The organism is Bacillus sp. 105MF (assembly GCF_000374885.1).
In the GTDB taxonomy this organism is placed as follows: Bacteria; Bacillota; Bacilli; order Bacillales; family Bacillaceae_G; genus Bacillus_A; species Bacillus_A pseudomycoides.
This window is the reverse complement of record NZ_KB895565.1, coordinates 282921-309883: the sequence shown is the minus strand read 5'-3', so window position 1 is coordinate 309883 and position 26963 is coordinate 282921. Positions and strand designations below refer to the sequence as shown.

The window sequence follows — 26963 nt, the reverse complement described above, 5'->3', positions numbered from 1 at the left end:
AAACTTTATTCAGTGGGAGTTTCATCCCCAATGATTATTAGCCTTCACCAATCGGGCTTTTACGGGCAGTTGATCCTCCACCTAACTTCTTTGTTTTCTCAGAATGTTAAGATATGAGATCCTACTGCCCGTTAAAGCGGGGTAAACAAAAAACGCGCGGAACAATGTTCACACGCGTTTCTTATTAGGAATAATGTATCATGAAAAAATAAACGAGTTGTTATCTTCTCAAATAAGAAACCGCATCAACATCTCCAAATAGCTCTCCATAAAATAAAATCTTATGACAGTACTACATTTATTCAATGCAGTCCCAATATATGAATGACGTGGTCACTCTTATATTTCGGCAATAGTCCCTTTCAATCTATGATCACAGATTCCACTAAATCTCCCATAGCTTACTCTTTCCTATCGCGGCCTCTACCTTTGAGAGTAGATGAGGTAAGTCTATTTAATTTTCAAACATCTTATATTGGTATTAACAATACCAAACGAATAAATTATTTGTCAAACAATTTTTCACATTGTTTTTTTACAATTTAATTTCGTATCATCTGGTAAGCGCTTTATATCTATTTTTTTCACAGTCCATTCTCCCTCATCATTATTAAACGTAATTCTTATTTTTTCGAATGGCGGAAGTACTTTCCCACCTATGGCTTCATATTTCGTCACTTCAATTACCGCTTGAAATAAATATGTACCACTATACATTTTTTTCAAACTAACAATCTTCGGGCATTCATACGGTTTTTGTTTCCCATAATGCTTCTCAATCGCTACATTTATTTGCGGAAACAAAACGGAATAAAGAGCATCTTCTAATAATGGCGCATCATATTGTGCAGCAAAAACTGTAGGGGTAGAAAAGAATAAAAAACCACTACATATGAAACAAAATAACTTTTTCATCATAACCTCCGTATCAAAATGCGATATGGTTATTGTCTCCGTTTTCTCTTTTTCTAACCAATTCTTATAAAAATTATCCACAATTCTGCTTTGTTTTCGTATAATAGTACATAAAGATATACGACTGTTCGTATATTTAAAGTGAAACTTCTATCATTAGAACTACAATCACTAGAACCGTCACTTACAGTAGGAGAGGAGTATGTTATGCTACAACATTTGTTTCCAAAATTACGATTTGCACTTGTTGCAGTCGTTTTATTATGGATAAAAACATATATAGTGTACAAGCTAGCCTTCGATATTAAAATTGATAGCTTCTTTGAAGAAATGATGCTTTTGTTTAATCCAATTGCTTCATTGCTTTTATTTTTTGGTCTAGCTTTATTAGCATCAAAGTATCGAAATCGAATTATTATTGGAATCAGCTTTTTGCTGTCATTTATTTTATTTGGAAACGCGATGTTCTACGGTTTTTATAATGACTTTGTCACATTCCCTGTTTTATTCCAAACAAATAACATGGCTGATTTAGGAACCAGTATTAAAGAACTATTTACGTACAAGACATTACTTCTATTTGCGGATGCAATTATTCTAATGTTTATTTTACGTAAGTTCCCGAAATTTTGTGATAATACGCCACTATCTCGCTCTGAAAAACAAAGCTTTTTTAGTGGTATAACAGCTCTGTTAGCATTGCAAGTTATTGTTTCTGTCGTTCATAAACCGCAGTTATTTTCACACTCTTTTGATCGTCAAACCGTTGTGAAAAATCTTGGTTTATACACATATCATCTATTTGACATTACACTTCAGTCTAAATCTTCTGCAGAGCGTGTATTTGCAAGTGGAGACGGTTTTTCTGAGATTAAAAACTACGTGAATTCAAAAGATAAACAAGCTGATAAAAGTTTATTTGGAGTTGCAAAAGGAAAAAATGTCATTTTAATTTCAATGGAATCCACACAAAATTTTGTTATCAACAAAAAAATAAATGGAAAAGAAATTACTCCATTTTTAAATCAATTTATAAAAGATAGTTATTACTTCGATAACTTTTATCATCAAACTGGACAAGGAAAAACATCCGATGCCGAATTTATTGTAGAAAATTCATTATATCCATTAGACCGTGGCTCTGTATTCTTTACACATGCAAACAATGAGTACACAGCAACTCCTGAGCAGTTAAAAAAATATGGATATTATTCCGCAGTCTTCCATTCGAATGATAAAACTTTCTGGAATCGTGATGTAATGTATCCAGCACTCGGATACGATCGTTATTTTAACCTAAATGATTATACAGGAACAGAACAAATGTCTGTTGGGTGGGGACTAAAAGATAAAGAGTTCTTTGAACAATCGATCTCCAAGCTTAAATCTTTACCACAACCGTTTTATACAAAATTTATTACATTAACAAATCATTTCCCATTTCTTTTAAATCCAGAAGATCAATATATTAATGAGTATAATTCTGAGAGTGGTGTACTAAATCGTTATTTCCCAACCGTTCGCTATACAGATGAATCTCTGAAACTATTTATCAATCGATTAAAAGAAGAAGGGTTATACGATAACTCAGTTATTGTTATTTACGGAGATCATTACGGTATTTCTGAAAATCATAATGCTGCTATGGCACAATTTCTCGGTAAAGAATCCATAACTCCATTTGATTCGATGCAATTGCAACGTGTACCACTTATTATTCATGTACCTGGTCAAGAAGGAAAAGTTATTTCTAAAGTATCTGGACAAATCGATATAAAACCAACATTGCTCCATTTACTTGGTGTCAAAACAAACCAATCCATTGAGTTTGGTACCGATTTATTTGCAAAAAATGAGCATCCACTTATGATTATGCGTGATGGTAGTTTCGTAACAAACGATTATGTTTATACAAAAAATATGTGCTATAAAAAAAGCACAGGTGAATCTATTGATTTAGCAATTTGCCAGCCATATATTGAAAAATCAAAAACAGAATTAAGTTATTCTGATAAACTTATCTATGGCGATTTATTACGATTTGATCCTAACAATAAATACAAAACGGGAACAATGATAACTAAATTTGAATAACCCTAAAAGCAACCTTAAATGATAACAATTTGAGGTTGCTTATTTCTTAATTAAATTTTTACCCTTTCATAAACATGATGATCTTATCTAACAAAATCTCTCCCCAACTCAAAGCTCAGTAGAATTGAACCCCCCCCACCTTCACTTCGTTTAGAGGAGGGGGTCTTCTCGGTTAAAATGATAAAAAAGTTAGACAAGGGATAAACTACTCATGAAAGCCTGCCTTAATGAACCACATCACTGAATACGATTTCACTTGATGAAATCTTTCACAAAATGGGAATTTTTTCGTACGTGGAAAGAAATTTATGTTATGATAAAACAAGTAAACTTTCATACACTAATTAAGAATTTATTACAGAAAGCAAGGGATCAGATTTTGTATAGAGCAGCAATTCCAAACTTATTTACGCTCGGAAATTTATACAGTGGATTTTTATCAATCGGCTATGCATCTTTAGGGTATTATAAACCAGCTGCTATTTTAGTACTAATCGGGATGATGTTAGATAGTCTTGATGGTCGGGTTGCTCGTTTATTGCGTGTTGATTCACAAATGGGAAAAGAACTTGATTCACTCGCAGATGTTGTAACATTCGGTGCTGCGCCTGCAGTTCTAATGTACTACACTTCCTTTTCCAATTACGGAATTATCGGACTATACATAGCAGGCCTATTCCCTCTGTTCGGAGCATATCGCTTAGCAAGATTCAATGTAACGCCTTCCTCTACTTCTATGAAATATTTCACTGGCGTTCCTATTACTGCAGCAGGAGGACTTGTTGCCTTCTTAACATTGTTTTCACATACCATTCCAAAAATTGTCCTCATTACAGTATTTGTAACGTTTGCATTTTTAATGGTAAGCCGTATTCGCATCCCAAGTTTAAAAGATGTGCCAATTCCACGATACAGTATCATTGTTACACTATTTTTAATTGGCAGTATTTATACAATGTATAAAACAAGTTTTGGCAACATTTCAGTATTTCTATTCATTGCTATTCCACTTTATATTTTGTTTATGTTATCTCAATTTATTAGGCAAAGACCTTCTCATAAAAAACGAGCAAATAAAGAAAAATAGAAAGAACCCTTCCAGTTGGAAGGGTTCTTTCTATTTTGTAACAAATTCCTTTTGGTTTACAGGTGTTAATGGTTCTTCTCCTTCTAATACAGCTAAAATGTTACGCACTGCCATTTCAGCCATAGCGTCACGAGTTTCAAATGTTGCGTTTCCAACATGCGGAGTAAGGACAACATTTTTCAGTCCCTTTAATCTCTCTGTAATTTTCGGTTCAAACTCAAATACATCAAGAGCTGCCCCTTCAATTTCATTTGTCTCTAACGCATGAGCAAGCGCTAGTTCATTCATAATTGGACCACGTGCTGCATTTATAATATATGCTGTTTTCTTCATCATTTTAAATTGTTCTTCATTAATCATATGATGAAGACTTGGATTATACGCACAATTAATCGTAATAAAGTCTGCTGTTTGTAATAGTTCTTCTAATGTTACATATGTTGCTTCTATTTCACTTTCTGTCTCATACTTACGGTTTGGACCTGTATACATCACATTCATTCCAAATGCTTTTGCACGTTTCGCAACTGCTTTTCCAATTTCACCAAGACCGATGATTCCAATTGTTTTCCCATATACTTCTCGGCCGAGGAAAAAGAGTGGTGCCCAGCCATTAAATCCCACTGTACGACATAGTGTATCTCCTTCTGGAATTCGTCTTGCAGCCGCTAAAAGAATAGCAAATGTTAACTCTGCTGTTGCTTCTGTTGAAACTTTCGGTGTATTTGTAACTACAACTCCTTTTTCTGCTGCATACTTGTAAACAATATTATCGTAACCTGCACCATAGTTGGCAATAATTTTCAAATTTGATGCTGCATCAATCACTTCTTTTGTTACCTTTGTAGAAAGTAAACTTAACAGTGCATCTTTATCCTTAACTCGCTTTGCTAATTCTTCGGTACTGATTAACTCTTCTTTGTCATACATTTCTATTTCATGATTTTGTAATAACTGTAATCCGATTTCTGGAATATTTCCTGCTACTAATATTTTCGCCATTACTAAGCACCTCTTCTATTTAAAAATGAGAACTTCCTTACATTTTATTGTAAGAAATCTATGTCAAAAAAGCCAAGAAATTTGATTACAGTTTTGAAAATCGGCACTTTTTCTCATAAGAAAAGGGGAGATGGATATCTCCCCTTTTACTTATTGTTCTTCACTAGATTGTTTTCCCAGCTTTGCATCAATCGTTCCCTCTGCTACCGTATCACTAATTTGTTCTTGTACTACAGAATCAACTTCCTCGTTCGTTTGGGAAGTATAACTTTGATTCGTCACTTTCATACTCTGTTTATTATTTTGTTTTACCATTTAAAACCCTCCTTTATCATTCTTTCTTATTTTGAGCAAAAAGAAAGGTTTTCATCACGAAATCATGTTTTACTTTGAAACAATTACCGATTCTTCTTCAAGCAGTTGCATCTTCCTCACCCGTTTTTCAAATGTAGCAACATGAGAAATACCATGATTACGTAATGTTTTCACATTTTCTTGGACATAATTTCCTAAATCATTTGGGTAATGAGCATCTGATGAAAGAGTAATTGGCACTTTATATTTTGCCAACACTTGTAAATAAAGTGGACTTGGACACATCTCTCGAACAGGATAACGATAATATAATCCAGCATTTACTTCCGTTGCTGTATTTGTTTCTATTAATACCTTAGCAATTCTTTCGTAATGTGGAATCTGTACATTTTCATCTAATCGATAATTAAATACTTTTATATTATCAAGATGCGCTACAATATCAAACACTCTCGAACGAACGGCCTTTTCAACTGTTGTGAAAAATACATCATACAATGTACTTAGCTGATGGTTTTCGAAATATTCTTTCGTATCTGGGTTATCAAATCCCCATCCATCAATAAAATGCACAGAACCAATTACGTAATCCCAATCTCCTAATGCCAATAATTTTTGTAATTCATCTTCCCCACCCATAAAATAATCAGCTTCAATCCCTAGACGCAGTACTACTCCTCTTTTTCTCCAGCGCTCCTTTGCCTCTTGGATTGCTTTTGTAAAATCAGAAATCGATGCTACTCGCACTTGATCTAGCCATTCTTTCTGCAGACGACCGAGCTTTGACTCACTAATGTCTACATATTTCTCATAATATTCCTTCGCCTCATAAAAACGATATAAGTGATCAACAATACCAACTTCTTTTATTCCTTTTCGCAGTGCTTCTTCTAAATAGAAATCAATCCACTCTATGGTAAATGGACCCTCTTGTACTCTTTTTTGCAAGCGTTCTTGTGTTTTCATAAGCCATTCAATCGAATGCCGCTCTTCTTCTAACGGTTGATAATATTCTATTGATTGATTTATTCTCGCCAACCACCCTAGCGAATACGGCCCCTCTTCTAAATGAAGGTGATAATCCACTTTCATAGTTTCCCCCCCTTATAACGTATCAATTTCTTTACGCTCTCCTGTTTTTGAGAGCTTTCCTTGTCTCTCTTTCACTTCTTCTAACACATCTTCTAATGGAATATTTTTTGCGGCTAGTAAAACAAAGCAATGATAAATCACATCGACCATTTCTTTTATAAGTTCTTCTTTATCATCATTTTTTGCAGCGATTACCACTTCTGTACACTCTTCCCCTATTTTTTTTAAAATCTTATCTTCACCTTTTGTAAATAGATAATTTGTATATGATTCCAAAATTGGACTTTCTTTACGCTGCTCGATGGTTTCATATAAAGACTTCAGTACGTCTTCCATCCTCAGGTCCCCCTATATGATTTTATAATGAAAGCATGTTTTCTCTCCTGTATGACAAGCTGGTCCTACTTGCTTAACAATAATTACAATCGAATCTTGATCACAATCTAAATAAAGAGACTGAACATACTGCATGTGCCCAGACGTTTCTCCTTTGTTCCATAACGCTTGCCGCGAACGTGAATAAAACCATGTTTTCTTCGTTTCTAACGTTTTTTTATATGCTTCTTCATTCATATATGCTAGCATCAAAACTTCTTTTGTTTCTTCTTCTACCACAACAGCTGGCAACAATCCCTTGGAGAAATCAGGTGTCATATTCTCACCTCAATTTTCGCTTCTTGTAATTTTCGCTTCACCTCTTGCACTGTTGCCTCACCATAGTGAAAAATAGAGGCTGCTAATGCTGCATTTACCGATGTTTTTTGAAACACCTTTACAATATGCTCTGCGCTTCCACATCCTCCTGACGCAATAACTGGAATCGAAACAGCTTCTGAAATTGTTTCTGTTAAACGAATATCATAGCCATCCTTCGTCCCATCTGCATCCATACTCGTAAGTAAAATTTCACCAGCTCCTAACTGTTCTATCTGTTTTGCCCATTGTACAGCATCGATTCCCGTATCAATCCGTCCACCGTTTACATATACATTCCATTTATTTTCTTTTACTTCCCTTGCATCAATTGCGACCACAATACATTGAGAACCGAAATGTTCGGCACCTTCCTCAATTAAATTTGGATTTCGTACTGCCGCTGAGTTAAGTGAAATTTTGTCCGCGCCTGCTCTTAGCAAGGCATACATATCTTGAACAGTTGCAATCCCGCCACCTACTGTAAGCGGAATAAACACTTTCGACGCCGCTCTCTCTACAACATCTATAATTGTTTTTCTCCCCTCATGCGTCGCCGTAATATCTAAAAAAACAATTTCATCTGCACCTGCTTTATTATACAAAGCAGCTATTTCAACAGGATCACCAACATCTTGTAATCCTACAAAATTCACACCCTTTACAACGCGGCCGCCTTTCACATCTAAACATGGAATAATTCGCTTCGTTAACATATCTTTGTCACCTGCAATGCCTCTTCTAAATCAATTGTTTTTTTATATAGCGCTTTTCCAATAATAACGCCATATACATTCCTATCGTTTAACTTCTGTACATCTTGCAATGAGCATACGCCGCCCGATGCAACAATACGGATTGCCACCGCCTTCTGTAGTAATTGCAATTGCTCAAAGTTCGGACCCTCTAACGTACCGTCTTTTGCAATATCTGTAAAAATGATTGTTTGTACGCCGACACTTTCCATTTTCTTCGCAAGGTCGATATAAGAAATTTCAGATACATCTAACCAGCCTCTCGTTGCAACGTAACCGTTTTTCGCATCAATACCAACAATAATGTTTTCTCCATATAAACGAACTGCTTCTTCTAAAAAAGGACGATCATACAATGCTGCCGTTCCTAAAATGACTTTTTTCACTCCTACTGACAGTAACATTTCAACCGTTTCGAGAGAACGTATTCCTCCGCCTACTTGAACCGGAATTCGAACTGCTTTACATATATCCTCAATTACGGAAAGATTCATTGATTGACCTGCAACCGCTCCATCTAGATCAACAATGTGCAATGTTCTTGCTCCTAATTTTTCAAACAATAATGCTTGAGCAACTGGATTTTCATTCATAACTGTTTCTTTATTAAATTCTCCTTGATAAAGTCTAACACACCGTCCTTGTTTTAAATCGATAGCTGGGAAGATTTCCATGATTCTACCACTCCTTTAAAATTTCTTAACATTTGTATTCCGATATCACCGCTTTTTTCAGGGTGAAACTGTGCCCCAAATATATTTCCTTTCGCAACAATCCCTGGAATATCAATCTTATAGTCACTACTGCCACATACAATCTCACTTGGACAATCTGCATAGTAGGAATGAACGTAATACACAAATGAACCATCTTCTACTTCATTCCACAACTTAATTTCTCGTTTCTTCTTTAATCGATTCCAGCCCATATGCGGGATTTTATAAGGAACTTCCAGCTTTCGAATTAGTCCTGGCAACAAACCTAACCCTTTTGTTCTCTCCATTTCTTCACTTTCTTCAAATAAAAGCTGCATCCCTAAACAAATGCCAAGGAGTGGTTTTCCTTGCACTCCAATCTCTTGAATCGCTGAAACAAGATCTTTTTCCTGCAAAGCGATCATCGCTTTTGGAAAAGCCCCAACTCCTGGTAAGATCACACCGTCACTTTGTAATATCCTCTCTTTATCATCTGTTACAATATGCTCAGCCCCAATACGTGTTAACGCTTGTTCAACACTGCGAATATTCCCCATTCCATAATCTACAATTGCAATCAATTACAACAGTCCTTTCGTAGAGTTTACACCAACAATTTTGTCATTTTTGTCTACCGCTTCACGCAGTGCACGTCCAAACGCTTTAAATAACGCTTCAATTTTGTGGTGGGTATTACTGCCATATAAAATGCGAGCATGTAGTGTTATATTCGCTGCATGAGCAACCGCTCTGAAAAATTCTTCTGTCAGTTCTGTATCAAAATCTCCTAACTTAGGGTTTTTCAATTCACCTTGAAAGACAAGATAAGATCGTCCACTTATATCAATCGCTACAAAACCTAATGTTTCATCCATTGGTACATATGCTGCTCCATAGCGGTTAATACCTTCTTTATTTTGCAATGCTTCTTTCAAACAGTTTCCAAGCACAATCCCAACATCTTCAACAGTATGATGAGCGTCAACAAACACATCACCTTCTGCTTCAATTTGCAAACCAAATCTGCCATGCTTCGCAAACAAAGTTAGCATATGATCAAAGAATCCAACCCCTGTTTGAATTGAAACGTCTGTACTTTCATCTAAGTGTAAACTCAGTTTAATTTTTGTTTCTGTCGTTCCCCGTACTTGACTTGCCTCACGCATTATTTCTCCTCCTCAAATCGAATTTGAATTGCTCTCGCGTGCGCGTGTAATCCCTCTTTATCGGCGAGCGTTGTAATATGGTGTTGAACGTTTTGTAACGCTTCTTTTGTATATGATACAAAGCTCGATTTTTTCACAAAATCATCAACTGATAACGGCGAAAAGAAACGCGCTGTTCCGCTTGTTGGCAGTACATGATTCGGTCCTGCAAAATAGTCTCCAAGAGGCTCTGGGGCATACGGTCCAATAAAAATCGAACCCGCATGCTGAATATATGCCAAGGCATTCATCGGCTCATTTATATGCAACTCTAAATGCTCCGGTGCTATTTCATTCGACAATTGAAACGCGTGATTTAGCGAAGGAACAACGAGAATTGCTCCGTTTCTTTCTATCGACTCACGAGCTATTTCACTTCTTGGTAATACTCGAAGTTGCTGCTTTATTTCTCTTTCTATCTCTTTAGCAAGTTCTACACAAGTTGTAATACAAATCGCTGTTGCCCTCACATCATGCTCAGCTTGAGATAATAAGTCTGCTGCGATAAAAGACGCATTTCCAGTTTTGTCAGCAATTACAACGATTTCAGATGGTCCAGCAATCATATCGATATGAACAGCTCCAAATACCTCACGTTTTGCAAAAGCCACATATATATTCCCTGGACCGACAATTTTATCGACTTTCGGAATCGATTCCGTCCCATATGCTAATGCCGCTATAGCTTGTGCACCACCTACGGTATAAATTTCATCTACACCGGCAATTTCAGCAGCTGCTAAAATATGTGGATCTATTCCCTCTTTCCCTGGTGGTGTTACCATTACAACTTTCTGAACACCGGCAATTTTAGCAGGTAATACATTCATGAGTACCGATGACGGATAAGATGCCGTTCCTCCTGGTACATATACACCAACTGTTTGCAATGGTCTAATCAGTTGCCCACGAATCACACCTTCGTTTTCACAATCTAAAAAGGATTGCCTTTTTTGTTTTTCATGGTATGAGATGATGTTTTTCTTTGCGCATTGCAATGCTTCTAGAAATGAAGATTCTACATATTCACTCGCTTTTTCAATTTCTTCTTTTGCAACACGTAACTTTTGTAATTCAATTCCATCAAAAGTTTTTGTATAAGAAAATAGCGCCTCATCTTTCCTTTCTCTCACCCGCTCAACAATTTTTCTTACGCGTATCTGTACAGTTTCTTCTATTATATTAGCCTGTTCTCTTAACTGTTTTATTCTCTTCAGCGCTTCCGTGTAGTTTTCAGATATTACCTCCACCCAGGGTCCCTCCTTTATTTATCTGCAGTGATTACACACTCCATATTATTGATAATATCGAATATTTCGTCTTTTTTTGTTTTTAAAGCAGCTTTATTTACAATCATGCGAGCTGATATTGAATACATTTCTTCAAATACAATCAATCCATTTTCTTGTAATGTTTTTCCTGTCTCTACAATATCAACAATCGCATCTGCTAATCCAAGAAGTGGAGCGATTTCTACCGAACCTTCTATTTTAATAATTTCTACATCTTCTCCCTTATCACGAAAATAAGTGGAAGTAATATGCGGATATTTTGTAGCAATTCTCTTTTTCCGATAGCCTTTCGGATTATATGTTGGGATAGAAGCGACACAAAACTTACAACATCCTACTTCTAAATCCACCATTTCATATATATCTTTCTCATATTCCATTAAAATATCTTTTCCAACAATACCAATGTCTGCAACACCATGTTCCACATAAGTTGCAACATCTACTGCTTTCACTAGAATGAATGAAACATTCCTACTAGCGCTTTGGAATACAAGCTTTCTTCCTTTATCCATCAGTTCCGAACAATCAATCCCAATCTTTTCAAACAGTGGAATGACATGTTTTTCAAGCCTCCCCTTTGTTAACGCAATTTGAATGTTACGCATGAGGTTTCCCCTTCTTTCTGTATCACCCATTTTTCTTTCCACACATATTCCACTAATGCTTTTCCAGTCGCTTCGATCACTTTTATAATCCCTTTCTTCTTCGCAAACTGAAATGTATCTTGCAAATTCTCAAACATAGATAATTCCACTTTCCACCCATCTTTCTGAAGTAAACCACATAGTCTTTCTGCTTCTGCTATCCTATCCAAAGAATAATGAATGATCATATCTAATTTTTTTCGTTTGAATTGTTTTTGCTGTTCTTGTAATGTCCGGACAATTTGATTTACTTGTACAGCTAAGCCGACTGCTGACATCGGTTCTCCAAAATTACCAAGTAATTCATCATATCTTCCGCCACTAACAATTTCTCCCCCAACATCATATATATAACCTCTAAAAATAACTCCTGTATAATAATGCAAATGTTGAATCATCCCAAGATCAATTGATATATACGAACCATATCCTAATTTTTCAATCGTTTTATAGATTTCTTTTATCCGCGCGATTGCTTGCTTCATCTCATAGTTTGAAGCAAGCTTTTCCGCTTCTTCAATTACTTCGAGTTTTCCGAATAATCTTGGTAATTTTTCAAGTAACTGTACAGTTTCATCACGTCGATCTAAATTCTTTTCTTGTAAAAAACGGGATAACTCTGCATAATTTTTACTTTCAATATACGTACGTAAGAGCGACTCCTCTTCTTCTCCAAATGACAGCTTTTTAACAATACATTTGTATAACTGAACTTGCCCTAATTCTATTGTAAAAGCCTGAATCCCTACAGCTTGAAGAGCATGAATTGCACTTACGATACATTCAATTTCAGCACGTATATTATCAATCCCAATTATTTCAATACCTGTTTGAATGATTTCATTGTATTTTCCAGATAGTGATTCATTCGCTCGAAACACGTTCCCGCTGTATGTTAATTTTACAGGCGCTTCCTCACCGTGGGTTCCTATTACTCTTGCAAGTGGAATTGTCATATCAGGCCTTAACACGATAATGCGTCCCTGTTGGTCAAAAAACTTATACATTTTCTCTTCATCTATCGGCCGATTCCGAAAAGAAAAGACATCATAAAATTCAATCGTAGGCGTTCGTATTTCCTCATAGCCTCTTTCTAAAAAAGTACGTCGTAATTTTTGTTCAACTTCTTCTATTAATGTACACTCTTCAAATACATAATCTCTTGTTCCATCTGGATTTGCTCGTTTCCATTTTGTCATACTGCTTTACACTCCTTTTAATTCTGTTCACCAAACTTTCCCCTTCTAGTGTATGCACACTAGAACAATCACGAACAAAATAAAAAGAGCCTTGTAGAAAAAATACCTACAAGGCCCCTTCATAGGATGTAGGTACAACGGGAATAACCCTTGTACCTACACGTTGTTCACGCTAGGTTCAAGGGTTTATGTATGATGATGTAGTTGTGTAAGCATATTGATAGATTGTAATGTAAACATTATCCTTACTCCCTTTCTCCTCTTATTTTCACATAGTATATAACACGGAATTCAGAATGTAAACAAAATTCAAACTTTTTTTGTGTTTTTTATTACAGCTCACTAAACAAATTAGCGAGCTGTTTCTCGTTCATATTCTTCAATGTTTTGTTCATATTGAAGCGTGATTCCGATTTCATCTAAACCACTTAATAGCTTTTCTTTCCACATCTTTTCGATTGTAAAATGAAAACGATGTAGCGGAGTTGTAATCACTTCATTCTCTAAATCAACTTCTATCACATCTCTTGGATCCACAGCTGCTAGCTTTTCACGCATTTCCTTTTCCATAATAATAGGAAGCATACCATTTTTCGTACAATTCATATAAAAAATGTCTGCAAATCCCCCCGCGATAATAACACGAAATCCATAGTCAGCAAGTGCCCATGGCGCATGCTCCCTTGATGAACCACAGCCGAAATTTTCACCTGTAATTAATATGCTTGCTCCTTTTCGCTCAGGTGCATTTAGTGGGAAATCTGGATTCTCTTTCCTGTCGTCCTCATAACGCCATTCATCAAATAAAAATTTCCCAAAACCAGTTCGTTCAATCCTCTTTAAATACTGTTTTGGAATGATTTGATCTGTATCAATGTTATCGTTCATTAGTACAGCAACAGTGCCTTTATGAATATGAAATGGCTCCATCATAACTCTCCTTTCTCACATCAACGAAATGACCATAAAGCGCTGCTGCGGCCGCCATCGCAGGGCTGACTAAATGTGTTCTCGCACCCTTCCCTTGTCGTCCTTCAAAATTTCGATTGGAAGTAGATGCACAATGCTCTCCCTCAGGCACTTGATCTGGATTCATCCCCAGACACATAGAACACCCAGGCTCTCTCCATTCAAATCCAGCTTCTTCAAATATACGATGCAGTCCTTTTTCCATCGCTGCTTTTCGTACTCGTTTGGATCCTGGTACAACAAGTGCTCGCACTCCTTCTTTTACCTTCTTTCCTTTTACAACAGCTGCGGCAATTTCTAAATCTGATAAACGGGAATTTGTACAGGAACCAATAAATACATGCTGAACTGGAATTTCAAATGCACTTTGTCCTGACTGAAGCCCCATATATGCAAAAGCTCGTTCATCATTTTTATCACGTGTTTCTGGTAACTGTTCATCAATACGCATACCCATACTCGGGTTTGTTCCCCATGTTACATATGGCGCTAGTTCAGCAACATCTACCAAAATATAAGTATCATATATTGCATCTGGCTCAGTATAGAATTCCCTCCAATTCGCCACTGCCAAGTCAAACTCTTCCGGCGCATACTCACGCCCTTTTACATAAGCAAATGTTTTCTCATCCGGCGCAATAATCCCTGCTTTTGCTCCACCTTCAATCGCCATATTACAAAGTGTCATACGCTCTTCCATTTCCATATTTGTAATTGCTTCTCCGTAAAACTCCATCACATATCCAGTTCCAACTGCTACCCCATATGTAGCCAGAAGGTGTAAAATTATATCTTTTGCATATACTCCTTTAGGTAATTTCCCTTTTAATTCAATCCCCATCGCTTTCGGCTTGCTCTGCCATAATGTTTGAGTTGCTAATACATGCTCGACTTCACTTGTACCAATCCCAAACGCCAACGCTCCAAAGGCTCCATGTGTTGCCGTATGACTATCGCCACATACAATGGTCTTTCCCGGTTGTGTAAGTCCTAGCTCTGGACCAATAACATGAACAATCCCTTGATTTTCATCATCAATATCCGCCAACGGAATATTAAATTGCTTACAATTTTCACGAAGCGTATCTAATTGTTGCTTAGCAATACGATCTGTAATGTTCCAAACATCTTTTGTTGGAATATTATGATCCATCGTTGCAAATGTTAAATCTGGTCTCCGAACATTCCGATTTGCAAGCCGCAAGCCCTCAAAGGCTTGCGGTGATGTTACTTCATGCACGAGATGAAGGTCAATATATAATAAATCTAACCCATTTTCATTTGTTGTAACAACGTGTCTCTCCCACAGTTTATCTAGTAACCTTTTTTCCATTATCTCCCTCTCCCTACTAGCGCTTGTTCTTCCATTTCTTGTAGTACATATTTTGTAAAAGACGATGTTGTTTCATTTCCACCTATATCAGCTGTACATTTCCCCAATCGGAGAACAACAGAAATTGCTTCTTCAATCGCTTCTCCTTCTCTTCTTAAATCAAAAGATTGCCCAAGCATCATTGCAACTGAACGCATCATTGCAATTGGATTCACTTTATTTTTCCCTGCAATATCTGGTGCTGATCCGTGAATTGGTTCATATAGCGAAGGTCCATTCTCTGCATGACTCGCCGATGGAAGCATCCCTAAAGACCCTGCTAATACAGAGGCTTCATCACTTAAAATATCCCCAAATAAATTCTCAGTTACTATGACATCAAACCGGCCCGGATTACGAATCAACTCCATAGCAGCTGCGTCTACTAAAATATGTTCAAGTTCAATATTCGGATAGCGAAGTGCTACTTCTTCTGTTACTTCCCTCCAAAGTTTACTCGACTCTAAAACATTTGCTTTATCAATGGAAGTAACTTTTTTACGACGTTTACTTGCCAATTGAAAAGCGTAAGAAACAATGCGCTCAATTTCATGACGATGATAAGTAAGTGTATCTGTTGCTACCTCTTCTGTTTTTTCTTTTGGAAAGGAGAAATAAATCCCTCCCGTTAACTCACGAACGACAACAAAATCCACCTCATCAGCCGCCTTCAATGGGGATAAATGAGCAGTTGCTGCATCTACAGTGACAGGACGAACATTAGCAAATACACCAAGCCCTTTTCGAAGCGCCAGCAATCCTTTTTCCGGTCTTTCTTTCGCTTCATCCCAGCGAGGTCCACCAACCGCACCTAGTAATACAGCGTCACTCGCTAAACATGCTGCTAATGTTCTTGACGGCAATGGTTGCCCAAAGGAATCAATCGCAGCGCCTCCAAATTGTTCATCTTGTAAATAAAAACGGTGACCATATAACCTTTCTACCATGTGTAAAACTTCCTTGGCACTCTCCATAATTTCTGGTCCAACACCATCACCCGCTAAACAAACAATACGTTTTTCCAATGACCAGCACCCCTTTTTTATAATTTTACTGATTATTCAGAATTCACTTTCGATAAGTAGGGGTATCCCCCCCACTTATCGAAACATTACTTTGCAAGGAATAACAAAGCCTTTAGTTTTCCCGCTGCATGTACATAGGCTCTAGCTGATGCTTCTAACACGTCTTGCGCAACACCAAAACCTGCAACTTGATGTGTTCCTTCTTTCAATTCAACATGAACATGAGCAAGTGCATCCTGTCCCTGTGTAATGGATTGAATGCGATAATCGGCTAACCCACACTCAAGTCCTAGAATTCTTTGAATTGCATTATAAATCGCTTCAATACTACCTGCTCCTGTTGCTGCATCTTCGTACACATTACCTGCCTCATCCTCCAGTGCAACTGTTGCACATTGTGTACTGTTGGATACAAAATGCACTTGTAATTGTTTAATGTTATACTGCTGTGTTGAAAATGCTGTTTCTCCTAGTACTAATGCACGTAAATCTTCTTCTGTAACCTCTTTTTTACGATCTGCTAATCTCTTAAATGCACTAAATGCTATATCTCGCTCTTCTTCCGTAAACTCATAACCGAGTTCTTTCATTTTTTCAGTAAAAGCGTGGCGACCAGAATGTTTTCCAAGTACAAATAAATTTTGTGCTTCTCCAATTAGTTCTGGCTCAATAATTTCATATGTCGTTACTTCTTTTAATACACCATCTTGATGAATACCTGATTCATGCGCAAATGCATTCGCTCCAACAATCGCCTTATTTTTTGGAACTACCATACCCGTTAACCGACTTACTAATGTACTTGTTGCTTTAATCTCTTTTAGTGTTATAGAAGACTCGGCTTCATAATAGTCTTTTCTAATGTGCAAAGCAACTGCTACTTCTTCTAAAGCAGCATTACCTGCACGCTCTCCAATCCCATTCATCGTCCCTTCTATTTGCAGTGCCCCACCTTCAATGGCTGCCAATGAATTTGCTACTGCCATACCAAGATCATCATGACAATGACAAGAGAAAATAGTTTTTTCATAAGAAGGAACATATTCTTGTAAATATTTAAAAAGAGAATAATATTCTTCTGGATTTGTATAACCTACTGTATCCGGAATATTAACAACATCCGCTCCAGCTCGAATCGCAACTTCCACAGCTTCTGCTAAAAAAGGGCGAGCCGTTCTCGTTGCATCTTCTGCCGAAAATTGCACTGTAGGAAATAAGGATTTCCCTAAAGTTACAGAGCGATGAATACTATCTAATACATCCTCCTTTGACATACAAAGCTTATATTTCATATGAATATCACTCGTTGCCAAAAAGACGTGTAACCGCGGAGATGCTGCACCTTTCAATGCTTCATACGCTCTCTGAATATCACTTTCCTTCGCCCTTGCTAGACTCATAACGGAAGCATTTCGAATCGTTTCCGCAATTCGTTTTACTGAGCGAAAATCACCTTCAGAAGCTGCTGCAAATCCTGCTTCCATCACATTAATCCGGAGTTTTTCTAACTGCCTGGCAATCTGTAACTTTTCTTGTTCATTTAAATTGACTCCGGGTGATTGTTCGCCATCACGAAGCGTCGTATCCATGAACAAAATCTGTTTCATATTATTTAACCCCCGCCTTTACTTTCGGTTGTACAAACGGCATCATTTCACGTAATTTACGCCCAACAACTTCAATTTGATGTTCATTTTCCTTAGCATTCGTTGCATGGAAATGCGGTCTTCCTGCTTTATGCTCTGCAATCCACCCTCTTGCAAATGTGCCATCTTGAATTTCTTTTAACACTTCATCCATCGCTTTCTTCGTATGTTCTGTTACAACGCGTGGTCCTGATACAAAATCTCCCCACTGTGCTGTATCAGAAACGGAATATCTCATATTTTCAAGTCCGCCTTCATACATAAGATCAACAATGAGCTTTAGTTCATGTAAGCATTCAAAATAGGCAAGTTCCGGCTGATAACCAGCATCTACTAATGTTTCAAATCCCGCCTTTACAAGTGCAGTAACACCTCCGCAAAGTACAGCTTGTTCTCCAAATAGATCCGTTTCTGTTTCTTCTTTAAATGTAGTTTCTAATACTCCAGCCCTTGTTGCTCCAATTCCATCTGCATAGGATAATGCTTTTTCAGTGGCTGTTCCTGTTGCGTCTTGATATACAGCAAATAACGCTGGAACCGCTCCGCCTTCAGCAAAAGTCCGACGTACTAAATGTCCAGGTCCTTTTGGTGCTACTAGAAATACGTCTACATCTTCTGGTGGTGTAACTTGATTAAAATGAACGTTAAATCCATGAGCAAACACAAGTGCATTTCCAGCTTGTAAATTCGGTTCAATTTCTGTTTCATACACTTCTGGCTGTAGTTCATCAGGCAAAAGAATCATTACTACATCCGCAGATTTTGCAGCTTCTGCCACTGAATATACAGAAAAACCATCCTCTTTCGCCTTTTCCCATGACTTTCCTTTCCGAAGTCCAACTACTACTTCAAAACCATTATCACGTAAGTTTTGTGCATGAGCGTGACCTTGTGATCCATATCCAACAATCGCTATTTTCTTGCCCTTTAATAAATTTACCGCTATATCTTTCTCATAATAAACTTTTGCCATATTCTTTCTCCCCCTATATTAAAATGATTAATGAATTAACATAATTTGTTTATCTTGTTTTTTCATACTCCGCGTAAATGCAGTAACACCTGTTCTTGCAATTTCTTTTAAACCATATGGACGCATTAGCTCTATAAGAGCTTCTACTTTTTCTTGTGTACCCGTTACTTGTACGACGATGGAATCCTTCCCAACGTCTATTACAGCGGCTCGGAATGGTTCAATTAAACTATATAATTCTGCTCTCGATACACTTGTTGTCGCTACTTTAATAAGAGCCAACTCTCTTGCAATCATTGCTTCTTCTGTTATATCAGATACTTTTAACACATCAATTTGTTTATGAAGTTGCTTGATCAGTTGCTCCACTTGTTGCTCGTTTTCAACATGAACAACAAATGTCATCCTTGAAATATCAGACGACTCTGTATGTCCAACCGAAATACTTTCAATATTAAAATGCCTCCTGGTCATAACACCCGTAATCCGATTCAGAACCCCACTTTGATTTCGAACTGTCGCCGTAACAACCCTTTTCACTGTCCCTTCACCCCCTCCATTTGATGAACTCCTTTTCCAGGAGCAACCATCGGCATAACTTTTTCAGACTGTAGTACCCTGCAATCAATTACAACAGGCTCTTGCAAATCAATCGCTTCTTGCAACTGTCCCTTCGCAAGTAACGGATTTTCAATTCGCACCCCTTTTATGCCGTATGCATGGGCAAGCGCTACGAAATCCGGTTGACAAGAGAGCAACGAGTGAGAATATCTTTGATTATAAAATTCGTCTTGCCACTGTCTTACCATCCCTAAAGCTTCATTATTTAAAATCAAAACTTTAACCGGTAAGGAATGTTCTTTCAATACACTAAGTTCTTGTAATGTCATTTGAAAACCCGCATCACCAACAATCGCTACAACTAATTCTTTTGGTCTGGCAATTTGTGCACCAATGGCAGCTGGAAATCCAAATCCCATTGTGCCAAGCCCTCCTGATGTTACCCACTTATCTGGATCTTCAAGTGGATAATATTGAGCAGCCCACATTTGATGCTGACCAACATCCGTCGTGACAATTGCTTTTCCTTTTGTAATTTCATACAACATATCAATTGCTGATTGTGGTTTAATCACTTCAGAATCTTGATCATAGAAAAATGGATATTGTTCTTTTCTGCTTTTTAAAAGCGATAGCCATACACTATGATTTTCTTTTCCTCTTTTACAGGAGAGCAGTGCCTCCAAAGCATGTTTCGCGCTAGCCACAATCGGAATTTCTGTAGGAACGTTTTTTCCAATCTCTGCTGGATCAATATCGATATGTGCAACTGTAGCCTCTTTAGCAAAGTACTCTAAATTTCCTGTAAGACGATCGTCGAATCTTGCTCCGATATTTATGAGTAAATCACACTCATACAAAGCCATATTCGCTGTATAAGAACCATGCATTCCTCCCATTCCAAGAAATAATTTATCATTTGGCGGAAATCCACCTAGTCCAAGAAGTGTATGAACAACAGGTATACGATACATTCGTGCAAAATCTGTTAATTCTTTTGCAGCTTTCGCATGAAGTACACCTGCTCCGGCTAAAATCAACGGTTTTTCAGCAGTATCAATCGCTTGTAATAATTTGTTGATTTGCAATGGATTCGCCTCATAATTTGGTTGATATCCCGGTAAATCCATTTGCACGTTACTACATCGCTCACCTTTTTCTACTACCATATTTTTAGGAAGATCGATAACGACCGGTCCTGGTCGACCCGTTTTCGCAATATGAAATGCCTCTTTAATAATTCTTGGTAAATCTGATGCCTTGCGCACTTGATAATTATGTTTTGTTACCGGCATCGTAAGTCCCATAATGTCCGCTTCTTGAAAAGCGTCACTTCCAATCAACGTTGTAGCTACTTGACCTGTAAAAACAACAAGCGGTAAAGAATCAATCATTGCATCTGCAAGACCAGTAATCACATTTGTCGCACCTGGACCACTTGTTGCAATGACAACGCCAGGTTTTCCTGTAATTCGCGCGTACCCTTCTGCTGCATGAATCGCTCCTTGCTCATGTCTTGTTAAAATATGAGGAATTTCGCAATCATAAATTGCATCATAGAGCGGCAATACAGCACCTCCTGGATAACCAAAAATAACTTCTACATCTTCCTTTCCTAACGCTTCTAACAACAGCTGTGCACCAGTTGCCATCTTTTCTTCCGTTTTTGAAGACATTGCTCTTACGAACCTCCTTTAAAATTGTTTTTTTACAATAAAAAAATCCTACGTCCACACTCCAGCTATGTGCTGAAGGGACGAAAGATTTCGCGGTACCACCCTTCTTCGCAAGAATACTTCTTGCCTCAGTGACTCGGGGATGAGTCTAGCTAATAACGGAGCTACCGTCTAAACCTAGGCAAATGCTTCAGTTTAGCACTCAAGGGCGATGTTCGTCAACGTGAACCATCGGTTTCCAGCAACCACCGACTCTCTGTGAGGCTTCACAATCAACTACTCCTCCCTATCAACGCTTTACAACTTTATAATGAGTTATCATCCAACTTTATTTTCTTCGTAAATTTTCTCTCCATCTTCTACAACTAATTTACGAAACTCTTCTAATAAACGATTTGTATGTGGACCCGTTTTCCCAAGCCCAATCGTTCTTCCATCAACTGTCGTAACTGCAATAACTTCAGCTGCAGTTCCTGTTAAAAATACCTCATCAGCTACATATACATCGTGTCTTGTAAATAATTCTTCTCTTACGTCATATCCAAGCTTTTCTCCAATTTCCAAAATAGCGTTTCTTGTAATGCCTTCTAATGCCCCTGCAGAACTTGGTGGTGTAATTAATTTATTTCCTTTTACAATGAACACATTATCGCCAGACCCTTCTGCAACATAACCTTGTTCATTTAACATAAGTGCTTCTTGCACACCAGCAAGCTTCGCTTCAATTCGAACTAAAATATTATTTAAATAGTTTAAAGACTTTACTTGTGGTGTTAATACGTCTGGGCGATTACGACGTGTGGCAACTGTCACAACCGGTATACCTTTTTCGTAATATTCCGACGGAAATAAAGATAACTGTTCCGCAATTACAACTACATTAGGTTTCGAACAAGAATCAGGATCTAGCCCAAGATTCCCAGCACCTCGTGATACAACTAAACGAATGTATCCGTTAGATAACTTATTTTGACGAATCGTTTCAACAACAATATCTGTCACTTCTTCTAACGTATATGGAATTTCCAACATAATGGATTTTGCTGACTCGTATAAACGAATAAGATGTTCTTTGAGCCTGAAGACATTGCCACTGTAGACACGAATCCCTTCAAACACTCCATCGCCATATAAATAACCATGATCATATACTGAAACTTTTGCTTCGTCTTTTGGAACAAATTCTCCATTTAAGAAAATCCATTGCTCATTCACTTAAAAGCGCCCCCTATGTTCTATGAATTTTTTATTGTTTCCTAGTTTACTCTCCTTTTTAAATAAATCAAGACAATTTTTAGAAAATTTATAATTTTTAATTTATATATATATCCTTGTTTATATTGATTTATCAACATTGTTAACGTTTACAAAATGTCAAAAATTTTTTTCGCCATTTTTCATCCTAAAAAATATTTGCTTAAAAGAAGGAGTTTTGTCAAATGATGCGAATCTATTGTATTCAATAAACGAACGTCCGATTTCATATATTCGGGAATAAAAACGACTTTTGATTGAAAAGGAGGAAAATAAGCAAAATAACATTGTATAAAAATAACAATCATATTTTTCATGCAGCTTTCATAATCCTATTTTAAAAAACAAATTGTCAAATGAAGGAGGAAAATAATATGGCATGTGTACAAATTAAAGGAACGAGACAAGAGGTAGTAGAAATGTTACAACTATTTGATTTAATGGATACGAAAGGTTTGTGCAAATTTAACAATTACGTAGAGGTATCTCCAAATGAAGAACAGAATAACAACTTCACTGCCTCAATTGACATTCAATCAAATGATGAATCTGCTCAAGATCAATTAAATGATCAGTTTGTAAGTCAAATGCTCACAGGTGTATATAACGACTAATACATTACATATTTTTTCTTCCCCTCTCTAATCGGGCTTTTCTGAGCAGCTATCCCCCACCTCTTTGTTTTAGGAGGGGGATTTCCCTGTTCGTAAATATTAAATACATCAACATTTCTACCATATTTTCCTTAAAAACATAAATATTTCCTAAAAAATGGAGCATATTACTAGATGGTAGGAGGTGAAGAGTATGGCGAAAATTGGTGTTGAAAATTCTTTAACCGATGTTCAACAAGCTTTAGAACAACAAGGACATGAAGTAATTTCACTACGTTCTGAAAATGACGTGCAAGGGTGCGATTGTTGCGTCGTAACTGGACAAGATTCTAATGTAATGGGAATTAGTAATGCAGTAATAAAAGGGCCCGTTATTGAAGCAAGTGGCTTAACAACCGATGAAATTTGTCAACGAATTGAAAGTAGTTTATAAAAAAAAGAAGCCTCCTTATAACAAGGAGACTTCTTTTTTTATATTCACCTAAACGGGAAAGTAACATATACTGGATGAAAGCCCTACCTCTCTCTCATCAACACGGTTCCTCTGACCGCTCCTGATACACTAGCATGTGTATAAGCTTACAAATACAACTTTTTGGGTCTATTCACAAAAGTTGTTGGTAAAATTACCCGATCTTTCGCAAATTTTTCATATTGCATTTACAAGAAATATCCAATATATACTAGCTGTAACCGAGACACGAAATATAATCATAACACTTAAAAATAAATTCGTCAATATTTATTTTAACAAATTAAAAACAGACATCACAATCTGTCTGTTTTAGAATGGAGCCTTTTCTTTTACTACATACACAACAAATCCGCTTACTAACATACATAAGCCGACAGCAAAATTCTTGATGTTAATCATAACTACCTCTCCCTTATTTCATAAATCATATATATTTACATTCCAATTATATTTGTCGTTTCTGAACACACTTTTTCTAATATATCATAATTCCTAAAAAATGCAAGTTTACTTTTTAACGACCGTTTACAAACTTATCTATAGTACTTGGAACTGTACTCAAAGCCTTTTCAATCAAGTGTGTGCCACTATGTAAATGTAACACTTGTACACCACTAGATCCTACTACTAAAAACGCAACAGGATCAATTGAAACTCCTGCACCACTTCCACCTCCAAACGGATGCCCTTGTTTCGCCTCTTTTTGTTGTCCTTGTCCTGCCAAACTTTTCCCTACAGACGTTTCCCCTTTAAAATCGCTTCCCCCTGCGCCAAAACCAAAGGCAACTTTTGAAACAGTTAAAACAACCTTTCCGTCCGCTGTTGAAACAGGGCTTCCGACAATTGTATTTACATCGACCATCTCTTTTAAATTTGTCATTGCCGTTTTCATTAAGTTTTCAATTGGATGTTCCATCATTTAAACCACCTTTTTCCTCTTAATTCTTTTTTATACTTTCCAAAATAGAGGAACCCATACCAAGTTTTACAATTCATGAAAAAACACTGTTCCATTATCAGCTTTCTTCAGCTTAGAATCTAAAAACAATATACATATCCTTCACTTTAGTCTGATAAAGTGAAAATTTAATCAGCCCTCACTAATCAGACTTTTACGGGCAGTTTATCTCTCACCTAACTCCTGTGCTTTCACTGAATTTTGAGGTGGGAGTGTTACCTCCTGCAAATAGCGAAATCAAGTAATGATATGCCTATCTATTTCTTGCCGGATAAAAAAGAAAAAGATATACATACTACTAATGAACCTTGCTATGAAAGGAGACATTACGTTGACTGATAAAATTAATGAACAACATAGAACCGAAGAAGGGGACTATAAAGAAGAGTACGCAGCAGAGGTTGCTCCTCAGCGTATCAACCATAACGATAAAGACGATGTAAAATCAAAAACAGCAGGATCCACAGCAGGGTTTATCGCTCTTGCTCTTGCTGTATTATCACTCTTTACATTTCCTACACTCTTCGGACTTGTTTCTGTTTTACTAGGTATTTATGCCTATAATCGTGGAGCTACTGTAACCGGTGGCATCGCTGCTATTGTGGGCGGCATTGCTGCAATTGTTGCTCTGTTATTCCGCGCCGCAATCATCGGTTTATTGTTCTCACTTTTTTAAAGAAAAAAGGTATCTCGCGCTTTGCGAGATACCTTATCCTGTGAAAACATCTTCTGATGGGTATCGAATTTTTTGTTTAGCTGGTCGCGCTAGAGAAAATACAAGCGTTAACGGACCAATTAACCCACAAAACATAACAAACATAATGATACATTTTCCAATTACAGATAACTTAGCCGTAATTCCCATTGATAACCCCACTGTACCAAACGCTGAAATTGTTTCGAATAAAAGTTGAATAAAACTAAAGTTTTCTGTAAGCATTAATAAAAATACTGCTGTAAAAATAAGAATTTGACTGGCAACTACAATCGCTAACGCTCTCGTTACCGTTGACATTTTGATTGTACGATGAAATAAAACAAAGTCTTCCTTCTTTCTAAAAAAGGAAATAACCGATGTAATTAAAATAACAAATGTTGTTAACTTAATTCCGCCACCTGTCGACACACTTCCTGCACCGATAAACATTAAAATCATCGTAAACAATATTGATGATTCTTCCATTCCTCCATAATCAACCGTATTAAATCCTGCTGTACGCGGTGTAATCCCCTGGAAAAATGAAGCCCATATCTTTTCACCTAAAGATAGTGATCCTAATGTTTTCACATTATTATACTCCAATATAAAAATCACAATCATCGCAATAACATTAAGCGCTACTGTTCCAACAATCATAATTTTCGAATGAAGTGATAGTTTCTGAAAACTACGGCTATACCATATATCAATTAACACCGTAAAACCTAAACCACCTATAACAATTAAAGAACAAATTCCAATATTAATAATAGGATCTCCTACATATCTTGTTAAATTATCTGGCCATAGTGCAAATCCCGCATTATTATAAGAGGCGATAACATGAAAAATACTATAATATAAACCTTTGCCGAAACCAAATTCCGGGATAAATCGAATGGATAAAAAAACAACTCCTACTAACTCAATACAAATAGAAAAAATAAAGACACGCTTCACTAATTTTACAAGACCACCAATATTCGTTTGGTTAAACGCTTCTCCAATTAATAATCGATGACGTAAACCAATTTTTTTCCCTAACACCCATACAATTAAAATTGCGATTGTCATTAATCCAAGACCACCTGTCTGAATTAACAACATAATGATAATTTGACCAAACATTGTAAAAGTACTAGCAGTATCTACAACTCCTAAACCGGTTACTGTCGCTGCCGAGGTTGCTGTAAAAAACGCATCTACCCAACTAATTGATTCTTTTGTCGCGAATGGTAATTTCAATAACATTCCCCCGACAACAATTAAACAAAAAAAGCCCATTGCTAAAATTTGCGGCGGACTTAATCGTATAAAACGATTATAAAATCCTTGTTTTTTTGTTGCTTCCATATCACTAACTCCCTTAATAAAGTAAAACCTCTTTCCATACGCTAATCGTTCGTTTTGACCAGACCAAATCTTACGGAAAGTAATTTTCCACCTAACTTTTTTCAATTCCTCATACTTTTAGAGCAAACTCATTATTTTGGATAAATCTTTATACTCTCATAATATAGTTGAGCATAATCCTTTTTTCCATAGATTTCAACTGAAAAATTCCCATACCTTTCACTTCGAATTCACATTCAAGTCACACCTATCTTTTATATTATATCTATCGAAGCTGTTCCTCCCTAATAATGAGACATTCCCCAGTGTCTCGAACAGCTTTCCATCCCTAATTAAAATTGACATAAATTATTCCCTTCCATGGCCATCTTGTATTAACGAGATGGTCTATTTTTT

Annotated in this window: 29 protein-coding genes, 1 riboswitch and 1 other annotated feature; of the genes, 5 read left to right on the top strand and 24 right to left on the bottom strand. The window is 36.8% G+C overall.

All coding sequences use genetic code 11. The features are described from left to right. Positions 1-251: 251 nt before the first annotated feature. A riboswitch (Lysine riboswitch) is annotated at positions 252-434 on the bottom strand. Positions 435-522: 88 nt separating this feature from the next. Next, positions 523-915, bottom strand: coding sequence for a DUF3888 domain-containing protein (locus C564_RS0101680; protein ID WP_018764216.1), 393 nt, complete (start codon positions 913-915; stop codon positions 523-525). 207 nt (positions 916-1122) lie between these two features. Here C564_RS0101680 and C564_RS0101675 point away from each other — a divergent pair, with 207 nt between their 5' ends. Together C564_RS0101675 and pssA are read left to right on the top strand one after the other, a co-directional pair. Then, positions 1123-3009, top strand: coding sequence for an LTA synthase family protein (locus C564_RS0101675; protein ID WP_018764215.1), 1887 nt, complete (start codon positions 1123-1125; stop codon positions 3007-3009). 379 nt (positions 3010-3388) lie between these two features. Next, complete coding sequence (pssA, locus tag C564_RS0101670; protein ID WP_026008425.1) at positions 3389-4096, top strand: CDP-diacylglycerol--serine O-phosphatidyltransferase; 708 nt, start codon at positions 3389-3391, stop codon at positions 4094-4096. A 30-nt stretch (positions 4097-4126) separates the two neighbouring features. Here the strand turns inward: pssA and C564_RS0101665 are convergent, their stop codons facing one another. The 20 genes from C564_RS0101665 to ilvE all read right to left on the bottom strand — a co-directional run bounded on the left by C564_RS0101665 (position 4127) and on the right by ilvE (position 22428). Then, positions 4127-5098: a 2-hydroxyacid dehydrogenase family protein gene (locus C564_RS0101665; RefSeq protein ID WP_018764214.1), complete on the bottom strand. Its 972-nt coding sequence runs from the start codon at positions 5096-5098 to the stop codon at positions 4127-4129. A gap of 150 nt (positions 5099-5248) precedes the next feature. Next, on the bottom strand, positions 5249-5413 hold the full coding sequence (locus C564_RS34250; protein ID WP_003196190.1) for a DUF4025 domain-containing protein: 165 nt from the start codon (positions 5411-5413) through the stop codon (positions 5249-5251). A 69-nt stretch (positions 5414-5482) separates the two neighbouring features. Beyond that, entirely contained in the window at positions 5483-6505 is a 1023-nt protein-coding gene (locus C564_RS0101655) for a histidinol phosphate phosphatase domain-containing protein (RefSeq protein WP_018764213.1), read from the bottom strand. Between the two features lie 12 nt (positions 6506-6517). Further along, a complete protein-coding gene (hisE, locus tag C564_RS0101650; RefSeq protein WP_018764212.1) occupies positions 6518-6841 on the bottom strand; it encodes a phosphoribosyl-ATP diphosphatase in 324 nt (107 codons plus the stop codon). A 12-nt stretch (positions 6842-6853) separates the two neighbouring features. After that, positions 6854-7159, bottom strand: coding sequence for a phosphoribosyl-AMP cyclohydrolase (gene hisI, locus C564_RS0101645; RefSeq protein ID WP_016114006.1), 306 nt, complete (start codon positions 7157-7159; stop codon positions 6854-6856). Next, positions 7156-7914, bottom strand: coding sequence for an imidazole glycerol phosphate synthase subunit HisF (gene hisF, locus C564_RS0101640; RefSeq protein WP_018764211.1), 759 nt, complete (start codon positions 7912-7914; stop codon positions 7156-7158). Before hisF ends, hisI begins: the two co-directional genes overlap by 4 nt. Then, the gene (gene hisA / locus C564_RS0101635; RefSeq protein WP_018764210.1) at positions 7908-8627 is read right to left on the bottom strand and encodes a 1-(5-phosphoribosyl)-5-[(5-phosphoribosylamino)methylideneamino]imidazole-4-carboxamide isomerase; all 720 of its coding nucleotides are present in this window, start codon (positions 8625-8627) and stop codon (positions 7908-7910) included. Before hisA ends, hisF begins: the two co-directional genes overlap by 7 nt. Beyond that, positions 8600-9229 carry an imidazole glycerol phosphate synthase subunit HisH gene (gene hisH / locus C564_RS0101630; RefSeq protein WP_018764209.1) on the bottom strand — a complete coding sequence of 210 codons (630 nt, stop codon included), beginning with the start codon at positions 9227-9229 and terminating at the stop codon, positions 8600-8602. The genes hisA and hisH overlap by 28 nt, the downstream gene beginning before the upstream one ends. Beyond that, positions 9230-9814 (bottom strand): imidazoleglycerol-phosphate dehydratase HisB, encoded by a 585-nt coding sequence (gene hisB, locus C564_RS0101625; RefSeq protein ID WP_018764208.1) that lies wholly within the window; start codon positions 9812-9814, stop codon positions 9230-9232. It abuts the gene before it with no gap. Further along, entirely contained in the window at positions 9814-11103 is a 1290-nt protein-coding gene (gene hisD / locus C564_RS0101620) for a histidinol dehydrogenase (protein ID WP_018764207.1), read from the bottom strand. Before hisD ends, hisB begins: the two co-directional genes overlap by 1 nt. A gap of 14 nt (positions 11104-11117) precedes the next feature. Beyond that, entirely contained in the window at positions 11118-11753 is a 636-nt protein-coding gene (gene hisG, locus C564_RS0101615) for an ATP phosphoribosyltransferase (protein ID WP_018764206.1), read from the bottom strand. Beyond that, positions 11729-12991 (bottom strand): ATP phosphoribosyltransferase regulatory subunit, encoded by a 1263-nt coding sequence (gene hisZ, locus C564_RS0101610; RefSeq protein WP_006094148.1) that lies wholly within the window; start codon positions 12989-12991, stop codon positions 11729-11731. The genes hisG and hisZ overlap by 25 nt, the downstream gene beginning before the upstream one ends. Before the next feature lie 351 nt (positions 12992-13342). Beyond that, positions 13343-13921 (bottom strand): 3-isopropylmalate dehydratase small subunit, encoded by a 579-nt coding sequence (gene leuD, locus C564_RS0101605; RefSeq protein WP_018764205.1) that lies wholly within the window; start codon positions 13919-13921, stop codon positions 13343-13345. Next, on the bottom strand, positions 13899-15293 hold the full coding sequence (gene leuC, locus C564_RS0101600; RefSeq protein ID WP_018764204.1) for a 3-isopropylmalate dehydratase large subunit: 1395 nt from the start codon (positions 15291-15293) through the stop codon (positions 13899-13901). The genes leuD and leuC overlap by 23 nt, the downstream gene beginning before the upstream one ends. Continuing rightward, a complete protein-coding gene (gene leuB / locus C564_RS0101595) occupies positions 15293-16357 on the bottom strand; it encodes a 3-isopropylmalate dehydrogenase (protein WP_018764203.1) in 1065 nt (354 codons plus the stop codon). Before leuB ends, leuC begins: the two co-directional genes overlap by 1 nt. An 86-nt stretch (positions 16358-16443) precedes the next feature. Further along, complete coding sequence (locus C564_RS0101590) at positions 16444-17964, bottom strand: 2-isopropylmalate synthase (RefSeq protein WP_018764202.1); 1521 nt, start codon at positions 17962-17964, stop codon at positions 16444-16446. 1 nt (position 17965) lies between these two features. Continuing rightward, entirely contained in the window at positions 17966-18976 is a 1011-nt protein-coding gene (gene ilvC / locus C564_RS0101585; protein WP_018764201.1) for a ketol-acid reductoisomerase, read from the bottom strand. Between the two features lie 27 nt (positions 18977-19003). Then, a complete protein-coding gene (gene ilvN, locus C564_RS0101580; protein WP_018764200.1) occupies positions 19004-19516 on the bottom strand; it encodes an acetolactate synthase small subunit in 513 nt (170 codons plus the stop codon). After that, entirely contained in the window at positions 19513-21213 is a 1701-nt protein-coding gene (ilvB, locus tag C564_RS0101575; protein WP_018764199.1) for an acetolactate synthase large subunit, read from the bottom strand. Before ilvB ends, ilvN begins: the two co-directional genes overlap by 4 nt. Positions 21214-21286: 73 nt before the next feature. Continuing rightward, positions 21287-21515, bottom strand: a binding site (T-box leader). Between the two features lie 16 nt (positions 21516-21531). Then, positions 21532-22428, bottom strand: a complete 897-nt coding sequence (ilvE, locus tag C564_RS0101570) for a branched-chain-amino-acid transaminase (protein ID WP_003196156.1) — start codon at positions 22426-22428, stop codon at positions 21532-21534. 413 nt (positions 22429-22841) lie between these two features. On the opposite strand from ilvE, the gene C564_RS0101565 reads away from it, so the two are divergent. Both C564_RS0101565 and C564_RS0101560 read left to right on the top strand, forming a co-directional pair. After that, the gene (locus C564_RS0101565; RefSeq protein WP_016113990.1) at positions 22842-23081 is read left to right on the top strand and encodes a DUF3911 family protein; all 240 of its coding nucleotides are present in this window, start codon (positions 22842-22844) and stop codon (positions 23079-23081) included. Between the two features lie 193 nt (positions 23082-23274). Then, a complete protein-coding gene (locus C564_RS0101560) occupies positions 23275-23514 on the top strand; it encodes a YkuS family protein (protein ID WP_003196153.1) in 240 nt (79 codons plus the stop codon). Between the two features lie 351 nt (positions 23515-23865). Here the strand turns inward: C564_RS0101560 and C564_RS31660 are convergent, their stop codons facing one another. After that, positions 23866-23955, bottom strand: coding sequence for a hypothetical protein (locus C564_RS31660; RefSeq protein ID WP_016113989.1), 90 nt, complete (start codon positions 23953-23955; stop codon positions 23866-23868). 115 nt (positions 23956-24070) lie between these two features. Next, positions 24071-24472, bottom strand: a complete 402-nt coding sequence (ytfJ, locus tag C564_RS0101550) for a GerW family sporulation protein (protein WP_018764198.1) — start codon at positions 24470-24472, stop codon at positions 24071-24073. Between the two features lie 355 nt (positions 24473-24827). Here ytfJ and C564_RS0101545 point away from each other — a divergent pair, with 355 nt between their 5' ends. Beyond that, complete coding sequence (locus tag C564_RS0101545) at positions 24828-25190, top strand: imidazole glycerol phosphate synthase (RefSeq protein WP_081621439.1); 363 nt, start codon at positions 24828-24830, stop codon at positions 25188-25190. A gap of 33 nt (positions 25191-25223) precedes the next feature. On the opposite strand, the gene C564_RS0101540 is transcribed toward C564_RS0101545, so the two are convergent. Continuing rightward, entirely contained in the window at positions 25224-26567 is a 1344-nt protein-coding gene (locus tag C564_RS0101540; RefSeq protein ID WP_006094139.1) for a TrkH family potassium uptake protein, read from the bottom strand. Positions 26568-26963 lie beyond the last annotated feature (396 nt).